Source organism: Streptomyces shenzhenensis, from assembly GCF_021462265.1.
In the GTDB taxonomy this organism is placed as follows: Bacteria; Actinomycetota; Actinomycetes; order Streptomycetales; family Streptomycetaceae; genus Streptomyces; species Streptomyces shenzhenensis.
Window position 1 is genome coordinate 41,766 of sequence record NZ_JAJONF010000035.1, and the last position, 18,514, is coordinate 60,279.

Below are 18,514 nucleotides of genomic sequence, written 5' to 3' on the forward strand. Positions count from 1 at the left end.
CGCATGCAGACCTCCACGCCCCGGCGGCAGCCGCTGCGGACCCCCCGCGCCGCCGGTGCGGCGGGGATCGTCTTCGCGCTGCTGCTCGCGGCCGCCATCGTGCTGATCCGGCTGAGCATCCCGCAGGGCGCCGACGCGGGCACCGTACCGCAGCCGCGTGCGGCCCAGCGCGGTGCCCTCCACACCGCCCTGCTGCTGGTGCCGTTCGCCGGCATCTTCTTCCTGTGGTTCGTCGGCGCCGTCCGCGCACATGTCGGCGACGCCGAGGACCGGTTCATGGCGACCGTGTTCCTCGGCAGCGGCCTGGTCTTCACGGCCACGATGTTCGGCGCCGCCGCGGCGGCCGCGGCCGTGCTCGGCACCGCGCATCCGGCGGGTACCTCGCCGTCCCGGCCCACCTGGGACTTCGGCCGGCACCTCGCGTACACGCTGATGACCGGGTACGCGATGCGGATGGCGGCCGTCTTCGTCTGTTCCGCCTCGGTGATGGGGCACCGCCTGGGCGTCCTGCCCCGATGGCTCACGCTGCTGGGCTTCCTCACCACCCTGGCCCTGCTGTTCCTGTCGTCCACCGTGCCCTGGGCCGAACTGGCGTTCCCGGCCTGGTCGCTGCTGCTCGGCGCGTACCTCGTCGGGGCGAGTTTCCGCCGCTCCGCCGCGGTCCCGGCCGCCCCGGGCCCCTGACGGCTCACCCGATCGGCGGCCCCGGCGCGCCGCGGCCGGGCCGGGCTCCCATGCTGGCGTGCGGGGAGTCCCCCGCCGTCCGAGTGCGGAACGACGGACCGCGGTCGCACCCGACCTGGCCACCGGAAGGGCGGAGCCATGACGCGCCTTGTCGTCGACCTCAACAGATGCCAGGGGTACGCGCAGTGCGCGTTCCTCGCGCCGGACGTCTTCGCCATGCACGGCGAGGAGGCGCTCGTCTACAACCCGCGGGCCGAGCGGGAGCAGCGGGAGCGGGTGGCGCGCGCCGTCGCCGCCTGCCCGGTGCAGGCGATCACCGCCGACGGACTGGACGGACACCCGGAAGGCGCCTCCGATGCCGCCCACTGACTATCTCGACTGGCTGCGGCGCGAGGGCCGGATCGTGATCGTGGGTGCCTCCCTGGCCGGACTGCGGGGTGCCGAGACGCTGCGTGCCGAGGGGTTCGGCGGCGAACTCACCATGATCGGCGACGAGCCGTACGAACCCTACGACCGGCCGCCGCTGTCCAAGGCGGTGCTGCTCGGCAGGGCGGCCCCGCACCACACGGAGCTGCCGCGCCGCCGGGAGATCGACGCGAAGTGGCGGCTCGGTGTCGCGGCCACCGGTCTCGACACCGAGGCCAAGCGGGTCCGGCTGGCCGACGGCGACGAGGTCGAGTACGACCGGCTGCTGATCGCGACCGGGGTGCGGGCCCGGCCCTGGCCCAGGGAGGACGAGGCCCGGCTGGAGGGCGTGTTCACGCTGCGCACCCGGGACGACGCGGCCGCGCTGCTGCGCCGGCTGAAGGCCGGGCCGCGCCGGGTGTTCGTGATCGGTGCCGGGTTCACCGGGTCGGAGATCGCCTCGGCCTGCCGGGAACAGGGGATCGCGGTCACCGTGGCGGAACGCGCGGGCGCGCCGCTGGTGGGCGCCCTCGGCGGGGTGATCGGAGCGGTCGCGGCCGACATGCACCGCGAGAACGGGGTGGATCTGCGCACCGGGGTCATGGTCACGGCGCTGGAGGGCGATCCGGTCGGGCGGGTACGGGCGGTCCATCTGTCCGACGAGAGCATCGTCGAGGCGGACGTGGTGATCGTCTCGCTCGGCGCGACCCGCAACACCGACTGGCTCGCCGGTTCCGGTCTGGGCGCGGGCCCGCGGGGCATCGCCTGCGACGCGGGCTGCCGTGCCTTCGACTTCCGGGGCATCGTCACCGACGACGTCTTCGTCGCCGGCGACGTCGCACGGTCCCCGCACGCGCTGTTCGGCTACCAGTTCCTGTCCCTGGAGCACTGGGGCAACGCGGTCGCCCAGGCCGAGATCGCCGCGCACAACATGATCAGCCCGAGCGCCGCACGGAGGCCGCACCTGTGGGTGCCGGCGTTCTGGTCGTCGCAGTTCGGCGTGAACATCAAGTCGGTCGGGGTGCCGCCGATGGGCGAGCAGATCATGATCACGCAGGGTTCGCCGGCCGAACGCCGGTTCGTCGGGGTCTACGGCTACCAGGGCCGGACGATCGCCGCGGTGAGCTTCGACAACACCCGGTGGCTGGAGTTCTACCAGCGGGAGATCGAGAGGGGCGGGCCGTTCCCGGTGGAGTTCCCGACGGTGGACCGCCGTCCCGAGGGGCGGGTGCCGGTCGACGCAGGCTTCCCGGACCCGGCGCTGCCGACGCACGGCCCCATGGTGACCCTGAGCGGCCACTCGCCGACCGACCAGCAGCTGGTCTTCCACCCCGCCCACCACTGACCGCGCCCCGGCCTCGACGCTCCAAGGAACCGTCATGACGCAGACCTCGATGTTGCGCCGGATCACCGACTTCGCGAACCGCGCCGACCCGTACCCGCTGTACGAGGAGCTCCGCAGGACGCCGGTGCTGCACGAGGAGGAGGACGGCCCCTACCTCGTCAGCACCTACCACGACATCAAGGCCCTGCTCCATGATCCGCGGATCAGTTCCGACGCCGCCAACCTGGCCTCGCTCGGGCAGGACGAGTTGTCCGGTCCGGAGGCGACGGGGCTGCCTCCGAGCTTCATCCGGCTCGACCCGCCGGAGCACGACCGGCTGCGCCGGATCGCCAACAGCTCGTTCGGGCCGCCGCACCGGCCGCACCGGGTCGACAACATGCTGGGGCAGCTGGAGGAGATCGTCACCGGGCTGATCGACGGTCTCGGGGACGCGCGGGAGATCGACCTGGTCGACCAGTTCGCGTACCCGTTCCCGGTGACCGTCATCTGCCGGCTGCTCGGCGTGCCGCGCGAGGACGAGCCGCGTTTCCGGTCCTGGGTCGATCCGATCGTCGCCGGTCTGGACCCCGACACGCGTACCGCCGCCGGCGCCGAGAGAGCCGCACAGGAGGCCCGGCTGCAGCTCGGCATGTACCTGAACGGGCTGGTGGAGCAGCGCGCCAGGGAGACCCGCGACGACATGCTGTCGGACCTGGTGCACAGTCACGGTCCGGACGGCGCCATGACGACGATGGAGGTGCTCAGCACCTCGGTGCTGCTGCTCATCGCCGGTCACGAGACGACGGTCAACCTCATCACCAACGGCATGCTGACGCTGCTGCGGTATCCCGAGATCCTGGAGCGGTTGCGCCACGACCCCGGGCTGTCGGTGCGGATCGTGGAGGAGCTGCTGCGTTACGAGCCGCCGGTCCAGTTGCTGCCGCAGCGCACCTGCATCGCCGACATCGAGGTGCGCGGGGTGACCATCCCCAAGGGCTCGCGCATCTGGCTGGTGCTGGGCGCGGGCAACCGGGACCCGCACCGGTTCACCGATCCCGACCGCTTCGACCCGGACCGCCGGGACATCCAGCACCTCGGCTTCGGCAGCGGCATCCACAGCTGCTTCGGCGCCCCGCTGGCCCGCCTGGAAACCCAGATCGCGCTGTCCGAGCTGGCCCGCCGGCTCGACAGCCCCCGGCTGGTGGCGGACCCGCCGCCGTACCGGCAGAACGCGGTGCTGCGCGGTCCGCGTCACCTCGGCATCGCGATCGACGGGGTGAAGTGACAGAGAAGTGACAGGCCGTCAGGAGGCGAGTCTGCGCAACTGCACGAGGCCCAGCCAGGTTTCCGGTCCGGGTCTGGTGTAGGCGGCGCGCACCGCGTAGGTGCCGGGCTCCAGCGGCACACGCAGATGGTCTCCGCCCCCGGCCTCGCCGCCCGGCCAGGCGGAGTCGAACAGGACGACGGGGCCCGGCACCCGCCAGCGGATCTCGTTCTCCCACACGGCGCCGTCGAGGGCGGCGGGCACCTGTGCGAGGAGTTCCTCTTCCGAGCCCGCGGCCGACCACCGGACGAAGGTGCCGTGGTCCGGCAGGAAGGACGTCGAGGCGGGTTCGTCGCCGAGGACCAGAGCGGTGCTGTCCCCGACCGGAAGCAGTCCGATGTAGCCGTCGACCTCGCAGGCCCGGTCATAGTCGGTGGCCAGTTCCTCGCTGTCGGCGCCGGCCCAGAACGCCAGGACCGTCTCCGGGACCGCGACGAGCGGGCCGCCGCCCGACTCCACCCACTCCACCGCGCCGGGATCCGCATATCGAGTCATGGGGCGAACTTACACGTACGGCGACGGCACAGGTTCGCCTCCGGGAATCAGCAACCGCAGTCGCCGCCCTCGCGGGGTGCGGTCAGCGGGTCCGGCGCCCGGCGCTCACGCCCCCGCCAGGTCTCGAACTCGAAGCCCTCACGCGCCCAGTACTCGAATCCGCCGAGCATCTCCTTGACCCGGTAGCCGAGTTCGGCCAGTGCGAGGGCGGCACGGGTCGCACCGTTGCAGCCGGGACCCCAGCAGTACGTCACCACGGGTACGGTCCGGTCGAGCAGTTCGGCCGCCTGCTCGGGGATCAGCGCGGTGGGCAGGTGGACGGCGCCCGGTACGTGGCCCTGGTCCCAGGCTTCGGTGGAGCGGGAGTCGAGGACGACGAAACCCGGGTCGCCGTCGGTGGCCAGGGCGGCGGCCACGTCGGAGACGTCGGCGTGGAAGGCGAGGCTCGCCCGGAAGTGGGCGGCGGCCTCGGCGGGGGTGGCGGGGGCGACGCGCAGGACGGGGTTGGCGGTGCCGGCAGTCATGTGGGGCCTTTCGTTCGCCGCGGGTGGGGCGGATCTCCGTGCCCGGAAATCTACGGCCGGTGATCCCCTTGCTGAAGGCGTGATCCCCGGCCCTGTGCTTGTCCGGCCGGGGATTCCCTGTTATCCATCCCCCATGACCGAGTTTTCCCCGGACGCCACCGATCTCCGCATCCTCGACGTCCTCCAGCGCGAGGGCCGGGCCAGCTTCGCCGAACTGGCCCGGGCCGTGGCGATGTCGCCGAGCGCGGTGACCGAGCGGGTGCGCCGGCTCGAGGAGGCGGGCGTGATCCAGGGGTACGCGGCGGTGGTGGACCCGGAACGCCTCGGCCTGCCGATCCTCGCGTTCGTCCGGCTGCGTTACCCGAACGGCAACTACAAGCCCTTCCACGACCTGGTCGCCGCCACGCCCGAGATCCTGGAGGCGCACCACGTCACGGGCGACGACTGCTTCGTCATCAAGGTCACCGCCCGCTCGATGCGCCACCTGGAGGAGGTCTCCGGGAGGATCGGCGCCCTGGGTTCGGTCACGACGAGCGTCGTCTACTCCTCGCCGCTGCCCCGACGGGCCGTCGGCACCGGGATGCGCCAGGGCTTGTTATCGCAATAGGCCTTAGACCCCGCGCAGCCGCAACGCCGAGCCCGATCTCCCCTTCACCACTTCCAGTTGGGCGTGGATGCGGCGGCGCAGGTCGGGGACGTGGCTGACGATGCCGACGCTGCGGTCGCGTTCGCGGAGGGAGTCGAGGACGTCGAGGACCTCGTCCAGGGTCTGGTCGTCGAGGCTGCCGAAGCCCTCGTCGATGAAGAGGGTGTCGAGGCGGACGCCGCCCGCCTCGTCGGTGACGACGTCCGCGAGGCCGAGGGCGAGCGCGAGGGAGGCGAAGAAGGTCTCGCCGCCGGAGAGGGTGGCGGTGTCCCGCTCGCGTCCGGTCCAGGCGTCGACGACGTGCAGGCCGAGGCCGCTGCGGCCGCGTCCGGTGCGGTCGTCGGAGTGGACCAGGGTGTAACGGCCGGACGACATGCGCCGCAGGCGTACCGTCGCGGCGGCGGCGACCTGTTCCAGGCGGGCGGCCAGGACGTACGACTCCAGCCGCATCCTGCGCTCGTTGTCGGCGGAGGTGCCGGCGGTGAGCCCGGCCAGCCGGGCCACCCGCTCGTACTCCTCACGCAGCGGGGTCAGCCGGCGTACGCCCGCGGTGGCCCGGGCCGACAGCCGGTCGAGTTCGGCGCAGCAGCGGGCGGCCCGGTCGCGGGCTGAGGCGGCGTCGCGCAGCCGCTGGGCGGCCAGGGCGGCGGTGCGCTCCGCAGCGTCGAGGTCGGCGGGCGGCTGCTGGGCGGCGGCCGCGGTGTCGGCCTCCGCCAGTACGGCACGCGCCGCGGCCTCCTCGGACTGCCACTCGTCCAGGCGCCGTTGGAGTTCGCGGTGGGCGGTGTCGTCGAGCAGGGCGGCGGCCGCGGCCTGCGGGGTGTCGAAACCGGCCCGGTAGGCGGCGTCGGCGAGCCGGGCGTCGGTGTCCTTCAGATGCCGGGCGGCATCCTCGGCGGCGCGCGCGGTGTCGGCGGCGTCGGTGAGCAGGGCCACCTGCCGCTCCAGCTCCGCGGCCCGCGCGGACACGCTGGCGGCGCTCCCCCGGGCCTGGGCCAACTCCGCTTCCAGCGAGGCCTGTTCCGCGTCCAGGCCGTCGCGGCGGGTGAGCCGTGCGGCGGCCCGGACCTCGGCCTGCTGCCGCTCGGCCAGCCGCCGTTCGCGCTCCTGCTCGGCGAGCCGCAACTCCTCGTGCGCCGCGTGCAGAGCGGAACCGGCCCGCCGGGCGTGGCCGTACTCCCGCTCCAGCTCGTCGGCCTGGGAGGCCAGTTGTGCGGTCGGCAGGTCGCCGGCCTCGGCGGTGGCGGCGGCCAGTGCCTCGCGTACGGTGCCCAGCCGCCGTTCGTCGCGGGTGCGCTCCGCCTCGGCGCGTTGCAGGGCGGCGAGCGCGTGCTCCTCGGCCTCGCGGTCGACGTGGCCCGCGAACTTCTCGGCCGGCGCCGGGTGTTCGGTGGCGCCGCAGACCGCGCACGGCTGCCCCTCGGTGAGCTCCGCGGCCAGCTCGGCGGCGATGCCGTTCAGCCGCTGTTCCTTGAGGTCGAGCCAGTGCGTGCGCGCCTCGACGGCCCGCTCCGCGGCGGCGAGGGCCGTGCGCTGGGCGTCGTCGGCGTCCCGGCCCAGCTCGTCCCGCAACCGCGCCGCCTCCAGCCGCCGGCGGGCGGGCTCACGCTGTACGGCGAGCTGCTCGGCCCGGGTCGCGGCCTCCTGTGCGGAGTCGACACGGGACTGCAGCCCGGCACGCGTGGCGTCCCAGTCGGCGAGCCAGCTCCCGGCCTCGCGCCGGACGTCCTCGTCGTCGCGTTCCTGCCGGTCAAGACGGTCGCGCTCGTCGACCACGGCGGCGAGCCGTCGCTCGGCCCGGCGCGCGGACTCCAGCCCGCCCAGTTCCTCGGCGGCCCGCCGGGCGGCGGAGGCGAGCCCTGCCGCACCGGCTCCCGCGAGGCTCTCCGGCAGCAGCGCGCGGGCGCGCGTCTCGGCGGCGGCCGCCGCACGGTGCCCCGCCTCGGCGGCCTCCCGCAGCTCCAGCGCCGGCGCCACCGCCTCCGCCTTCCGTGCCCGATCCATCCGCGCCTGCGCCGCCCGGTGGTCCCCGGCCCGCTCCTCCAGCCGTACGGCCCGCTGCCGCGCCTGGGCGAACCGCGCCTGCAGCCGCGCCAGTTCGCGTGCGCCGGCCAGCGCTCGGTCGGCCGCGAACTGGGCCGACTCGGCGGCGGTGAGCCGGCAGTGGGCGACGGTGAGGCGCTCCCGTGCGGTGCTGCGGGCCACGGCCGCGGCCGCGAGGACGGCCGCGGCCAGGCCGGGCTCGCCCGGGTCCAGGGCCGGCAGTTCCATCGCGTCGCCGGCTTCCTGCTGCATGCGGTGCGCGTCGGACAGCAGCGCCGAGTCGCCGTCACGGACCTGGGCCTCGGTCGTCCTGCGGCGCTCGGCGAGACGCTTCTCGACGTCGGCGAAGCGCTGGGTGTCGAAGAGCCGGCCGAGCAGCTGGCCGCGCGCGCCTGCGTCGGCGCGCAGGAACCGGGCGAAGTCGCCCTGGGGCAACAGCACGACCTGGCAGAACTGCTCACGGCTCATGCCGAGGAGCTGGGTGACCTCCTCGCCGATCTCCTGGTGGGAGCGGCTGAGGTCCTTCCAGGCGCCGGACGGCGCGTCGTACTCGCGCAGCCAGCTCTGGGCCTTGTCCAGGGTGGTGCCCGCGCCGCGCTTCTTGGGGCGCTCCCAGGGGGGCTGCCGGGTGATCTCCAGCCGGCGCCCGGCGACGGTGAGTTCGAGGCGGACCTCGGTGCGGCTGGCGGGGTCGGCGTGGTCGCTGCGCAGGGTGAGGCCCTGGCCGCTCTGGCGGGCGCCGGGGACGGCTCCGTAGAGGGCGTAGCAGACGGCGTCCAGGACGGAGGTCTTGCCCGCGCCGGTCGGGCCGTGCAGGAGGAAGAGCCCGGCGGCGGAGAGCGCGTCGAAGTCGACGCTCTGGGAGCCGCCGAAGGGGCCGAAGGCGGTGACGTCGAGCCGGTGGAGCCTCATGCGGCCACCTCCGTGCGGCGGCACCGGTGCGGCTGCGGACACGGGTGCGCTGGCCCTGGGGCGCGCACGCGGTCATGGCCGGTCACCGGGCCACCTCGCGTACCACGCCGTCCGCGCGCACCGCGTCGAACGCCTCGCCGAGGACGGCCAGTTCGCGTTCGTCGGGGCCCGCACCGCGCACATGGACCACGAAGTCCTCGGCGATCTGCCGGTCGGTGCGGCCGGCCAGGCGGCGGGCGTAGGAGACGTCCGGGTCGTCCGGGGCCCGGTCGGGGGCGAAGACCAGGCTGAGGGTGTGCGGGAACCGGCCGGTGAGGCGGGCCATGGGGTCGGCGGGACGGACCGGATCGGTGAGGGTGGCCTCGACCCAGGCGTCCTCGTGGGGGGCGAGGGCGGGATCGGCGAGGAGGTCGTCCAGGGTGCCGCGGAGGCGGGCCAGCGGGCGCGGCACCGGGCAGTCGAGGCGCTCGGCGGTGACCGCGCCGTCGGCCGCGAGGTCGACGAGCCACATGCTCTTGCGGTGACCGGCCTCGGAGAAGGAGTACGCCAGCGGGGAGCCCGAGTAGCGGACGCGGTCGGTGAGGGTCTGGCAGCCGTGCAGGTGGCCGAGGGCCACGTAGTCGACGCCGTCGAAGACGCCGGCGGGGACGGCGGCCACCCCGCCGACGGTGATGTCCCGTTCGCTGTCGCTGGGCTCGCCGCCGGTGACGAAGGCGTGGGCGAGGACGACGGAGCGGGTGCCGGGGCCGCGGGCGGCGAGGTCGGCGCGGACCCGGTCCATGGCGGCGGCCAGCACCGTCTCGTGCCCGGCCCGGTCGACCGCGAACTCGTCCTTCACCAGGGCGGGTTCGAGATACGGCAGACCGTAGAACGCGACGTCCCCGAAGGCGTCGGAGAGCACCACCGGGGTGCCGCAGGCCGACGGCTCGGTGCGCAAATGAATACCGGCCCGGTCGATGAGACCGGCGCCGACGCCGAGGCGGCGGGCGGAGTCGTGGTTGCCGGAGATCATCACGGTGGGCACGCCGAGACCGGCGAGCCGGTGCAGGGCGTCGTCGAAGAGCTCCACCGCGGCGAGCGGCGGCACCGCGCGGTCGTACACGTCTCCCGCCACCACCACGGCGTCGACGGCGTGCTCGCGCACGGTCGCCACGAGGTGGTCGATGTACCCGGCCTGGGCGCCGAGCATGTTCACGCGGTGGAACGACCGGCCCAGATGCCAGTCCGAAGTGTGCAGGATTCTCACGAAACCACCCTGACCCGCACGCTTACCCCTATTGCACCTGTTCGGCCCGCACAAACCCGCACGGGTGCTCCCCCGTGCACGCCTGCCACGCTAACGCATGTCACCCCCTGGTCCACCACTCGCCTCAGATCACCCGGCATCGGGAAGCGAAGCGCACGGGCCCGCGCCGTCCCGCACACCGCGGACCTCGGAGGGGGCCCGGGCGGTCGCCGTCACGGCCGCCGACTCGCTCGCCCTGCGCGGGCTGGAAGGTGCCCGGGCAGGGTGCGGCGGCACCGGTGCCCCTGTTCAACTTCGCTAACTCTCGCACCGGTTTTCGTCGCTCGGACGAACCAATGGCGCAGCCGTTCGGTCATCATGCGTCAGACACAGAGACGCCGTCCCGGCGCCGCTCCCACCGGCCTACGGTCCGTGCATCGGACGGGAACGCCGAGAGCCGGTCCCGTCGCAACCGACATCCGAAGGGGAGGCGCCGTCATGGCGAGCGTGGAAGTGTCGATGAAGGAAATGATGACCTCGATCGAGGGGGCCCTGGGAGCCGCGGTCGTCGACTACACCAGCGGCATGGCACTGGGAACCCTGGGCGGGGGCAAGGACCTCGATCTGACCATCGCCGCGGCCGGGAACACCGACGTCATCCGGGCCAAGGTGCGCACGATGGAACAACTGGGCCTCAAGAGCCGGATCGAGGACATCCTCATCACCCTCGAACGGCAGTACCACCTCATCCGCCTGATCACCGGCCGCAGCGGGAACGGGCTGTTCCTCTATCTGGTTCTCGACAAGGAGCGCTCGAATCTCGCCATGGCCCGCCACCAGCTCAAGCGGGTCGAGGAACAGCTTGAGGTCTAGCGGCGATCCGGCGTCCGGGGTTTTGTGCGCCCACGATGTGAAAACTTCTTCAAGTGACCACATCAGCATGATTCCAATTCGTGCCTGCACATGGCCCCGGGCGGCAAGGATCGGCTGTGACGGGCCGATGCGGCGGTGTCGCAAGGCACCGCCGTACCCCGACATCACCTCCGGACGCGACCCGGCAGAGAGCGAGCGGTCATGCAAGTCCCCCTCTACCAGGCCAAGGCGGACTTCTTCCGCATGCTCGGGCACCCCGTACGGATCAGGGTCCTGGAACTGCTCCAGCACGGGCCGGTCCCGGTACGGGACCTGCTCGCCGACATCGAGATCGAGCCGTCCAGCCTCTCGCAACAGCTGGCCGTCCTGCGCCGATCCGGCATCGTGGTGTCCATCCGGGAGGGTTCCACCGTCAGCTACGCACTGGCCGGCGGCGACGTCGCCGACCTCCTGCGGGCGGCCCGCCGTATCCTCACCGAGTTGCTCAGCGGGCAGAACGTGCTCCTCGCCGAACTACGGCAGGCCGACGCGTCCGCCTCGCCCCTGCCCGTCAACCACCGTGGCTGACCGGCGGGTTCACGGCTGTCCGGGTGACTCGCGCAGGTCGACTCCCATGGGGTTGTCCAGGGGAATGTCGCCCGCGCGCACCACGGCCCGGGTCAAAGGGCGCAGGAGCCGGACGAGTTCGTCGGTCTCGTCGGGGGTCAGCGCGTCATAGGCGGTGGCCGCCAGTTGGTCGGTTCGTTCCTCGATCCGGGCTTTGAGTTCCCGTCCGCGCCGGGACAGCCGGTCGCCGTCAAGGAGCCCTCCGTGTCCGAGGGTCTCGCGTCTCGACGTCCACTCCGCTTCGTCGAAGTCGCGTGCCGGCCCGTAGACATCGCGGGGGATCCCGCTCGCGGTCGCGTGCAGGACGTGCGACTCACGGCCGGTGATCCCGGCGGCGAGCAGAGCCGCGACGTGACCGTCGCCGCGGTGTTCACGAAGAAGTGTCGCGGCGTGCCACAGCCGGGCGAGGGGCTCCTGCGGCACCGGCAGGGAGCGGTTGGCGGCGAAGAGAGCCCGGCCTTCGAGGGGAGCCGACCGGGCGGCACGCGTGGCGAGTTCCGCCGCCCGGGCCACGTCCGCGCCGTCGGCCGCGGGGCCGAGCGCCCGGCCGAGCGCGCGCACCGATCCTCGTACGCGCGCGTGGAGGGCCTCGTCCGGCGGAGCGAAGCTCCAGGCCGCCGGCAGGGCGCGGCTCACCCGCTCGTGGGTGAAGTTGTAGAACAGGGCATGCACGACGTCGGCGCCGGCACGGCCCAGGGGAGCGGCCCGTCCGGCGAAGTACCCCATCCAGAAACCGCGGTAGCCCACCGCCCGGAACTCTTCCCGCGGCTCCGGGGCGAAGTAGACCACGGCGTGGATCGGTTCGAGCAGCCGCCACAGCTCACGGGCGACGCCGCCCCTGGCCGGCATCGGTATCGGCACTGACATGGCACCCTTCTACGCGTCGACCGGCGGCCCGGTCGAGGCCGGACCGGCCGTCCCTGGCACGGGCACAGGCACAGGCACAGGCACAGGCACAGGCACAGGCACGCTACTCGCCGCCGTACGGGAGCGTCGTCCCCGGCAGGCTGTACTCGTCGCGGCGGCCGCACATCCCGAAGCCGCCGAGCCGCGTGGGCGCGGTCTCGTACGCGGTCGCCTCGCCCAGGTACGACGGCTGACCGGCCAGCAGCGCGTCGAGCTGGGCACCGGTGCGCTCGGCGGCGGCCAGTGCCCCGGCCCGCCACAGCTCGCGCCAACGCGGCACCTTCTCGCGCACCAGCCGGGCGGCGGCCCGCTGGAACTCGGTGTACGGGCCGCTGTCCCCGGCGACCAGCGCCTCGCGCAGGCCGAGGTAGCCCTCGACGGCGAGGTCCCGGCGCCTTCGGGCGGCCTGTTCCACCTCGGCCCCCGTACCGGAGGGCAAGGTCGCCAGGGCCGCGTACCGTTCGGGGTCGGCGAGGACGGCGGGCGGGAAGGTGAAGACCGCGTCCCCGGCCTCCGGCAGCCCGCTGTTCTGCATCAGCACGGTGATGCGCAGGTCACCGCCCTGCACCATGCGGTGCACGGTGCCCGGGGTGAACCAGGCCACGGATCCGGGCTCCAGCGGGATGTCCCGGTAGCCGTCCGGGCTGAGCGTCTGCACGGCACCCCGGCCGCCGGTGACGACGTAGGCCTCCGTGCAGACCAGGTGCAGATGCGGACTGCCGCCGCAGACGCCGTCGGCGGCCTCCCACTCGTAGGCGCTGAGGTGGGACAGGCCGATGGCACCGGGGAGGGGGTGGGGCAGGACGGTCTCGGGCGGGTTCACCACGGCAGGCCTCCCAGGTGCGCGGCGACCCGGTCCGCGTCCCAGGCACCGTCGGCGAGGACGATCCGGTAGCGGTAGGCGAAGGACTCGCCGGACGGCAGGTTGAACTCGTCGAAGAACGCCCAGGAGAACGCGGCCGTGGGGATCGGTTCCGCGCGCACGAACCAGTGCGACGGGTGGATCGCCGTCCGCGCGTCGAGGTTCTCGGGCGCGTGGGCGAAGACGATCGTGGAGTGCCCGTCCACCTCGTCGTGCTCGGCGGTGTAGGCGAGCCAGGGGCCCTGGGTGCCCATCAGCTTCCCGGCTCCGGTGACGGTGTCCGGGCCGAACACGGTGCCGCCGGTGAAATCACGGGGGCCGCGCCACTGCAGGCCGGTGTATCCGGCCATCTCACGGCCTTCGGTGGTGGGGGAACCGAAGGTCAGGGGCTCGGCACGGATGTTGGTGAGGTGGATCGACCAGTCGAGCGCCCAGGCACCGGCCCGTTCGTCGACGGAGTGCACGGTGAGCCCGCGCACCTCCCGCGCCCACTCCGCGCCGCCGTTCTCCACCCAGGTCAGCCGCTCGGTGAAGGAGAACCGGTCGTCCGCGACGGCGAACTCGGAGAAGCCGTCGTGCCGCATCGAGCCGACCCGCTCCGGCAGCACCTGGTAACCCCGGCCGTGCACGTAGGAGTTGCCGCCCCAGAAGTTCTGTCCGGACAGATGGCTGGCCGTCATCTGGAGGCCTTTGTGCCAGCGGTGGTCGTTCGGCCGGTAGCCGGTGACGGTGCGGCCCGCGAGGGTGCGCACCGGGTGGGCGTACGGCTTGCGCGCCTCGTAGGCCTCGGGGTCGGGACGGTAGACGTACCGCAGGATCTCGGTGCCGTCCGCTGCGGCGACCGCGATGTGCTCGCCGTGGACGTGGCTGACGCGGATGCTCATGCGCGCTCCTCGGTGGGGGCCCGGTGGGGGTCGTCGCCGTGCGTGGCGGCGTGGGATCTCGTCGCGGAGAAAGCGCTTGCCCTCGGGGGAACCCTAGATCGGGCGGAATGTCAGGACAACCCCCCGCGCAGCGACGGCGGAGAGAGGGCGGTCTCGTCGCGGTGCCGGTGCCGCCGTCCGGTGCCCGTCGACGTCGGCCGGGCCGGAGGTCCGGCCCGCCCCGCCGTTCCCGAAGCCCAGGTGTTGGAGGGCGGCGGAGTCGGTGCGCGGTGCGCCTCGGCCCCTGTCCCGGTCGTCAGTCCTCACGCGTCCCCGTACGCCTCGCCGCCCAGTTCCAGGGCCGCCGTGCCCGCCGTCGCGTCGGCGAGCCAGGCGCGGAAGGCGGCCACGTCGGCGTCCGGCAGGGCGATCTCCATAGTGACGGCCTCGCCGTAGCGGACGTCGCGGACCTCGCGGCCGGTGGAGCGCAGGTCGTTCTGGACCTTCCCGGCCCGCTGGTGGTCGACGGTCACCGTGGCCAGCCGGAAGCGGCGGCGGGTGCGGGTGCCGACGGCGTCCAGGGCCTCACCGACCGCACCGCCGTAGGCACGGATCAGCCCGCCGGCACCGAGCTTGACGCCGCCGTAGTAGCGGGTGACGACGGCGACGACGTACCGCATGTCCCGGCGCAGCAGCATCTGGAGCATGGGGACGCCGGCGGTGCCGCCCGGCTCGCCGTCGTCGCTGGCCCGCTGGACGGCCGCGTCGGCTCCGATGACGTAGGCCCAGCAGTTGTGGGTGGCGTCGGCGTGTTCCCTGCGCACCGCGGCGACGAAGTCCTGGGCCTCCTGCTCGGTGGCGGCCGGGGCGAGGGCGCACCGGAAGCGGGAGCGGTTGACCTCGGTCTCGTGTGTGCCCGCGCGGGCGACGGTGCGGTACTCGTCCTGCATCCGCCCAGCCTATGCGGCCTCGTGCGCTACTCCTCGCGCCGCTGCTTCTTCCGCCCCCGGGCCACCGTCACCTCCGTGAGCAGCGCCGCCCCCGGGGCGAGGGCCGCCCATGTCGTGCCGTGCCAGGCCAGGACGGCGATCGCGGACGTCGGGAACTTCTCGCGGACCCGCTCCAGGGTGTCGTCGAGGCCGTCGCCCGCGAGGTGGAGGACGAGTTCCTCCAGGCCCGGGTTGTGCCCGACCAGCAGCAGCGTCTCCACCTCGGCCGGCACCTCGCGCACGACCTCCAGCAGGTCGGGTACGCCGGCCGCGTACACCCGCCGGTCGTAGCGCACCGGCGGCGGCGTGCCCCACTGGCCGGAGGCCAGCTCCCAGGTCTGCCGGGCGCGTAGCGCGGTGGAGCACACCGCGAGGTCGGGCAGGCAGTCGGACACGGCGAGGGCGTGACCGGCGGCGGGGGCGTCGCGGCGGCCGCGGCCCGCGAGCGGGCGCAGGTGGTCCGGGACGCCCTCGGGCCAGGCCGACTTGGCGTGCCGCAGGACGACCAGGCGGCGCAGCGGTCCCGTGCCCGCCCGGGTGATCACGGCGCCCGCCCGATGTCGCGGACGAGGTCGAGGGCGAGCAGCCGGTCGGCGTAGGCGCAGGTCTCGAAGCGGGCGCCGTCGGGGATCTCGGGCTGGTTCTCCATCCAGCGCAGCACGCCGAGCACCGCGGGCACGTCGAGGTCGTCCTCCCAGGCGTCCCGGAGCCGTCCCCGCACTTTCTCGGGCACCGGCCGTGAGGGGCTGCGCGCCCAGTGCGCCACCGACTGCCGCAGCCTGCCGAGCCGCCGGCCCGCCGCGTTGAGGGCGCCGGCCCCGAGGTGCACGGCCGCGCCGCGCGGTGCGTCGAGGAGGGCGAGCCGCAGTGCGGCGGGGTCGGCGAGCGTGTGGAGGACGGCGGCGTCGGAGCCGTCGGCGGGGGCTACGGCGACGGTCACGCCGGTGCCGGGCACGGCAAGGCCCGTGGCCGTGACATGGACGACCTGTGCCTCGCCCAGTCCCGCGGCCAGGTCGCGGCCGTCCTCGAAGGGGCGGATGCCGAGGGTGGTGGCGGCGGCGTGCAGTTCCGCCTGGTGGCGGTCGGCGGTGAGCAGGGGCAGGACCGGGGTGCCGCCGAGTTCCAGCGCGCGCAGCAGGAGGTCGCTGGTCAGCAGGACCCGCAGCGCCGTCAGGTCGTACCCGGAGGCATGCGCCTGGACACGGGTCAGGGCACGGCGGGCGGAGACGGCGGGGACGGTCTCACCGGTCTTGGCGTCGAGGATGCGGAGCACGGGCTGAGCGTAGGCGTGCGGCGGGCCGTACGCAGGCACCTTGCGATGATTCAGGTCACCGTGGCGGGACATGCGGGACATGCGGCCTCTCCTGCCGCGCGGACCGTTCCGGCGCTGCCGCGCGGACCCGCTCGGGGCCGGGGAATCAGGGTCCGGTGGTCACTGTTGGCGACGGCGGATGATCCCCGAGCCGAGGAGGCCGACGATGTACGGCGATGAAGCGACGATCCGCAGGATTCTGACCGGGACGGGGGACACCTGGGCGGTGGTGGGCCTGTCGTCCAACCGGGAACGGGCGGCGTACCGGGTGGCTCAGACGCTGCAGCGGTTCGGCAAGCGGATCGTGCCGGTCCACCCCAAGGCGGAGACGGTCCACGGCGAGCGGGGCTACGCGTCCCTCTCGGAGATTCCCTTCGCCGTCGACGTGGTCGACGTCTTCGTCAACAGCGAGCTGGCCGGGCCGGTCGCGGACGAGGCGGTGGCGAAGGGCGCGAAGGCCGTGTGGTTCCAGCTCGGGGTGGTCGACGAGGCGGCGTACGAGCGGGTGCGGGCCGCGGGACTGGACATGGTCATGGACCGCTGCCCGGCCATCGAAATTCCTCGCCTGGGCCCGGAACGGAGCCGGAACTGAGCCGGATTTGAGGAAGATCTGAGCTTGCCTGTCTTACCCTCTTCTCACATATCACAACTGAATAGGGACATTCCGTGACCCTCGCTGACCTGTGCAAAAGCTTTGGCCAAGACAGGAAAGATCGAGGGTCAAATCTTGGGAAACGCTCTTCTCCGCTTGTGATGCGCGCCCTTACCTTGTGGCCTCTTGTTCGTTAAATCCGCGTTCAGAAAGTGAGAGGCCACTTGACATGGTGAGTGTCGAGAAAGCCGCGTCGGAGGACACCACACCTTCGGGCGGTCTGAGGCGGGACGTCGGCCTGATCGGCCTGATGTGGGCCTCCGTGGGCTCGATCATCGGCTCCGGCTGGCTGTACGGCGCCGAGAAGGCGGTCGGTGTGGCCGGCCCCGCGGCGATCATCTCGTGGGTGATCGGCGCGGTCGCGATCGTGCTGCTGGCACTGGTGCACGCCGAACTCGGCGGCATGTTCCCGGTCGCGGGCGGTACGGCCCGCTACCCGCACTACGCGTTCGGCGGCCTGGCCGGCATGTCCTTCGGCTGGTTCTCCTGGCTGCAGGCGGCGACCGTGGCCCCGATCGAGGTCGAGGCCATGATCGGTTACGCCGGTCACTGGAAGTGGGCCCAGCACCTCGAACACGCCGACGGCACCCTGACCGCGAGCGGCCTGCTGGTGGCCGTCGTGCTCATGGCCCTGTTCGTCGGCGTCAACTTCTTCGGCGTCCGGGTGCTCGCGCACACCAACAGCGCGGCGACCTGGTGGAAGATCGCGGTACCGCTGGCCGCGATCTTCATCATCGCGATCGGCAACTTCCACCCGTCCAACTTCCACTCGGAGGGCTTCGCGCCCTTCGGTGCCAAGGGCGTACTGGCCGCGATCAGCACCAGCGGCATCATCTTCGCGCTGCTCGGCTTCGAGCAGGCGATCCAGCTGGCGGGCGAGAGCCGCAACCCGAAGAAGGACCTGCCGCGCGCCACACTCGGCTCGGTCGCGATCGGTGCCGTCATCTATGTCCTGCTCCAGGTGGTGTTCATCGCCGCGCTGCCGCACACCTCCTTCGCGCACGGCTGGGGTCACCTGTACTACAAGGGCATCAGTGGCCCGTGGGCCGGTCTCGCCACCCTGGTGGGCCTCGGCTGGCTGGCCGTGGTCCTCTACCTGGACGCGATCATCTCCCCCGGCGGCACCGGCCTCATCTACACCACCGCCACCTCGCGCGTCTCCTATGGTCTGGCGAAGAACGGCTATGCGCCGAAGGCCTTCACCCGGACCGACGCCCGCGGTGTGCCGTGGTTCGGCCTCATCATGTCCTTCGTGACGGGCGTCGTCTGCTTCCTGCCCTTCCCGAGCTGGCAGCAGCTGGTCGGCTTCATCACCTCGGCGAGCGTGCTGATGTACGCCGGCGCGCCGCTGGCGTACGGCGTCTTCGCCGACAAGCTGCCGCAGCACGAGCGGCCCTACCGGCTGCCGTTCGGCAAGCTGGTCTCCCCGCTGTCGTTCGTGGTCGCCAACCTGATCATCTACTGGTCCGGCTGGGACATCCTGTGGCGGCTCGGCCTCGCGATCGTGCTCGGCTACCTGCTGCTCGGCGGCTACTCCTTCTACGCCCACAGCAAGAACCTGCCGGACGCGCCCCGGCTGGACTTCCGGGCCGCCCAGTGGCTGCCCGCCTATCTGATCGGCATGGGCCTGATCTCCTGGCAGGGCAGCTTCGGCGGCCAGAACCACATCGCGCTGTGGTGGGACATCCTGGTCGTCGCCGTCTTCTCGATCGGCGTCTATTACTGGGCCAAGGCGACCGCTTCCACGGCCGCCGACATCGAGCGCAGCATCGACGAGGTCGCGGTCACGGACGCCCCGGCGCACTGACCGCTCCGCACCCGCGTCCGTCAGCCACGGCAGTGCCGCCGTGGCTGACGGCACACCGTCAT

The 18,514-nt window shown here is 73.0% G+C and carries 19 protein-coding genes; 9 read left to right on the forward strand and 10 right to left on the reverse strand.

Features of this window, described 5'->3' with window-relative positions; all coding sequences use genetic code 11:
- Positions 1–3 precede the first annotated feature (3 nt).
- From LQ326_RS33725 to LQ326_RS33740, 4 genes are all read left to right on the forward strand, one after another.
- Positions 4–684, forward strand: coding sequence for a hypothetical protein (locus tag LQ326_RS33725; RefSeq protein ID WP_234542867.1), 681 nt, complete (start codon positions 4–6; stop codon positions 682–684).
- A gap of 138 nt (positions 685–822) precedes the next feature.
- Positions 823–1,053 carry a ferredoxin gene (locus tag LQ326_RS33730; protein WP_234542868.1) on the forward strand — a complete coding sequence of 77 codons (231 nt, stop codon included), beginning with the start codon at positions 823–825 and terminating at the stop codon, positions 1,051–1,053.
- Positions 1,040–2,434 (forward strand): NAD(P)/FAD-dependent oxidoreductase, encoded by a 1,395-nt coding sequence (locus LQ326_RS33735; protein ID WP_234542869.1) that lies wholly within the window; start codon positions 1,040–1,042, stop codon positions 2,432–2,434. The genes LQ326_RS33730 and LQ326_RS33735 overlap by 14 nt, the downstream gene beginning before the upstream one ends.
- 34 nt (positions 2,435–2,468) lie before the next feature.
- Positions 2,469–3,698 (forward strand): cytochrome P450, encoded by a 1,230-nt coding sequence (locus LQ326_RS33740; RefSeq protein ID WP_234542870.1) that lies wholly within the window; start codon positions 2,469–2,471, stop codon positions 3,696–3,698.
- A gap of 18 nt (positions 3,699–3,716) precedes the next feature.
- Here LQ326_RS33740 and LQ326_RS33745 read toward each other — a convergent pair whose 3' ends face one another.
- The gene (locus LQ326_RS33745) at positions 3,717–4,232 is read right to left on the reverse strand and encodes an immunity 21 family protein (RefSeq protein ID WP_234542871.1); all 516 of its coding nucleotides are present in this window, start codon (positions 4,230–4,232) and stop codon (positions 3,717–3,719) included.
- Between the two features lie 47 nt (positions 4,233–4,279).
- Positions 4,280–4,756: a rhodanese-like domain-containing protein gene (locus LQ326_RS33750; protein ID WP_234542872.1), complete on the reverse strand. Its 477-nt coding sequence runs from the start codon at positions 4,754–4,756 to the stop codon at positions 4,280–4,282.
- A 133-nt stretch (positions 4,757–4,889) separates the two neighbouring features.
- Here LQ326_RS33750 and LQ326_RS33755 point away from each other — a divergent pair, with 133 nt between their 5' ends.
- Positions 4,890–5,363: an Lrp/AsnC family transcriptional regulator gene (locus LQ326_RS33755; RefSeq protein WP_234542873.1), complete on the forward strand. Its 474-nt coding sequence runs from the start codon at positions 4,890–4,892 to the stop codon at positions 5,361–5,363.
- Between the two features lie 3 nt (positions 5,364–5,366).
- Here the strand turns inward: LQ326_RS33755 and LQ326_RS33760 are convergent, their stop codons facing one another.
- Positions 5,367–8,357, reverse strand: a complete 2,991-nt coding sequence (locus LQ326_RS33760) for an AAA family ATPase (RefSeq protein ID WP_234542874.1) — start codon at positions 8,355–8,357, stop codon at positions 5,367–5,369.
- Between the two features lie 82 nt (positions 8,358–8,439).
- Positions 8,440–9,603: an exonuclease SbcCD subunit D gene (locus LQ326_RS33765; RefSeq protein ID WP_234542875.1), complete on the reverse strand. Its 1,164-nt coding sequence runs from the start codon at positions 9,601–9,603 to the stop codon at positions 8,440–8,442.
- A 477-nt stretch (positions 9,604–10,080) separates the two neighbouring features.
- On the opposite strand from LQ326_RS33765, the gene LQ326_RS33770 reads away from it, so the two are divergent.
- Together LQ326_RS33770 and LQ326_RS33775 are read left to right on the forward strand one after the other, a co-directional pair.
- Entirely contained in the window at positions 10,081–10,455 is a 375-nt protein-coding gene (locus LQ326_RS33770) for a roadblock/LC7 domain-containing protein (protein WP_234542876.1), read from the forward strand.
- A 201-nt stretch (positions 10,456–10,656) separates the two neighbouring features.
- On the forward strand, positions 10,657–11,022 hold the full coding sequence (locus LQ326_RS33775) for an ArsR/SmtB family transcription factor (protein WP_234542877.1): 366 nt from the start codon (positions 10,657–10,659) through the stop codon (positions 11,020–11,022).
- Between the two features lie 9 nt (positions 11,023–11,031).
- Here LQ326_RS33775 and LQ326_RS33780 read toward each other — a convergent pair whose 3' ends face one another.
- The 6 genes from LQ326_RS33780 to LQ326_RS33805 form a co-directional block, all read right to left on the reverse strand.
- Complete coding sequence (locus tag LQ326_RS33780; RefSeq protein WP_234542878.1) at positions 11,032–11,928, reverse strand: SCO6745 family protein; 897 nt, start codon at positions 11,926–11,928, stop codon at positions 11,032–11,034.
- Positions 11,929–12,031: 103 nt separating this feature from the next.
- Entirely contained in the window at positions 12,032–12,793 is a 762-nt protein-coding gene (locus LQ326_RS33785) for a cupin domain-containing protein (RefSeq protein ID WP_234542879.1), read from the reverse strand.
- Entirely contained in the window at positions 12,787–13,713 is a 927-nt protein-coding gene (locus LQ326_RS33790; RefSeq protein ID WP_234542880.1) for a DUF6807 domain-containing protein, read from the reverse strand. The genes LQ326_RS33785 and LQ326_RS33790 overlap by 7 nt, the downstream gene beginning before the upstream one ends.
- A gap of 302 nt (positions 13,714–14,015) precedes the next feature.
- Complete coding sequence (locus tag LQ326_RS33795; RefSeq protein ID WP_234542881.1) at positions 14,016–14,642, reverse strand: YigZ family protein; 627 nt, start codon at positions 14,640–14,642, stop codon at positions 14,016–14,018.
- A gap of 26 nt (positions 14,643–14,668) precedes the next feature.
- Positions 14,669–15,226, reverse strand: a complete 558-nt coding sequence (locus LQ326_RS33800; RefSeq protein ID WP_234542882.1) for a SixA phosphatase family protein — start codon at positions 15,224–15,226, stop codon at positions 14,669–14,671.
- Positions 15,223–15,954: a hypothetical protein gene (locus tag LQ326_RS33805; protein ID WP_234542913.1), complete on the reverse strand. Its 732-nt coding sequence runs from the start codon at positions 15,952–15,954 to the stop codon at positions 15,223–15,225. The genes LQ326_RS33800 and LQ326_RS33805 overlap by 4 nt, the downstream gene beginning before the upstream one ends.
- A 205-nt stretch (positions 15,955–16,159) precedes the next feature.
- Here LQ326_RS33805 and LQ326_RS33810 point away from each other — a divergent pair, with 205 nt between their 5' ends.
- Both LQ326_RS33810 and LQ326_RS33815 read left to right on the forward strand, forming a co-directional pair.
- On the forward strand, positions 16,160–16,585 hold the full coding sequence (locus LQ326_RS33810) for a CoA-binding protein (RefSeq protein ID WP_234542883.1): 426 nt from the start codon (positions 16,160–16,162) through the stop codon (positions 16,583–16,585).
- A gap of 229 nt (positions 16,586–16,814) precedes the next feature.
- Entirely contained in the window at positions 16,815–18,452 is a 1,638-nt protein-coding gene (locus LQ326_RS33815; RefSeq protein WP_234542884.1) for an APC family permease, read from the forward strand.
- Positions 18,453–18,514 lie beyond the last annotated feature (62 nt).

Excerpts from the sequence above, each read along its gene's own strand:
- LQ326_RS33775 (WP_234542877.1), top strand. The coding sequence starts at position 10,657 with ATGCAAGTCCCCCTCTACCAGGCCAAGGCGGACTTCTTCCGCATGCTC.
- LQ326_RS33755 (WP_234542873.1), top strand. The coding sequence starts at position 4,890 with ATGACCGAGTTTTCCCCGGACGCCACCGATCTCCGCATCCTCGACGTC.
- LQ326_RS33730 (WP_234542868.1), top strand. The coding sequence starts at position 823 with ATGACGCGCCTTGTCGTCGACCTCAACAGATGCCAGGGGTACGCGCAG.
- LQ326_RS33795 (WP_234542881.1), bottom strand. The coding sequence starts at position 14,642 with ATGCAGGACGAGTACCGCACCGTCGCCCGCGCGGGCACACACGAGACC.
- LQ326_RS33810 (WP_234542883.1), top strand. The coding sequence starts at position 16,160 with ATGTACGGCGATGAAGCGACGATCCGCAGGATTCTGACCGGGACGGGG.
- LQ326_RS33745 (WP_234542871.1), bottom strand. The coding sequence starts at position 4,232 with ATGACTCGATATGCGGATCCCGGCGCGGTGGAGTGGGTGGAGTCGGGC.
- LQ326_RS33725 (WP_234542867.1), top strand. The coding sequence starts at position 4 with ATGCAGACCTCCACGCCCCGGCGGCAGCCGCTGCGGACCCCCCGCGCC.
- LQ326_RS33760 (WP_234542874.1), bottom strand. The coding sequence starts at position 8,357 with ATGAGGCTCCACCGGCTCGACGTCACCGCCTTCGGCCCCTTCGGCGGC.
- LQ326_RS33790 (WP_234542880.1), bottom strand. The coding sequence starts at position 13,713 with ATGAGCATCCGCGTCAGCCACGTCCACGGCGAGCACATCGCGGTCGCC.
- LQ326_RS33740 (WP_234542870.1), top strand. The coding sequence starts at position 2,469 with ATGACGCAGACCTCGATGTTGCGCCGGATCACCGACTTCGCGAACCGC.
- LQ326_RS33770 (WP_234542876.1), top strand. The coding sequence starts at position 10,081 with ATGGCGAGCGTGGAAGTGTCGATGAAGGAAATGATGACCTCGATCGAG.
- LQ326_RS33780 (WP_234542878.1), bottom strand. The coding sequence starts at position 11,928 with ATGTCAGTGCCGATACCGATGCCGGCCAGGGGCGGCGTCGCCCGTGAG.
- LQ326_RS33815 (WP_234542884.1), top strand. The coding sequence starts at position 16,815 with ATGGTGAGTGTCGAGAAAGCCGCGTCGGAGGACACCACACCTTCGGGC.
- LQ326_RS33750 (WP_234542872.1), bottom strand. The coding sequence starts at position 4,756 with ATGACTGCCGGCACCGCCAACCCCGTCCTGCGCGTCGCCCCCGCCACC.
- LQ326_RS33735 (WP_234542869.1), top strand. The coding sequence starts at position 1,040 with ATGCCGCCCACTGACTATCTCGACTGGCTGCGGCGCGAGGGCCGGATC.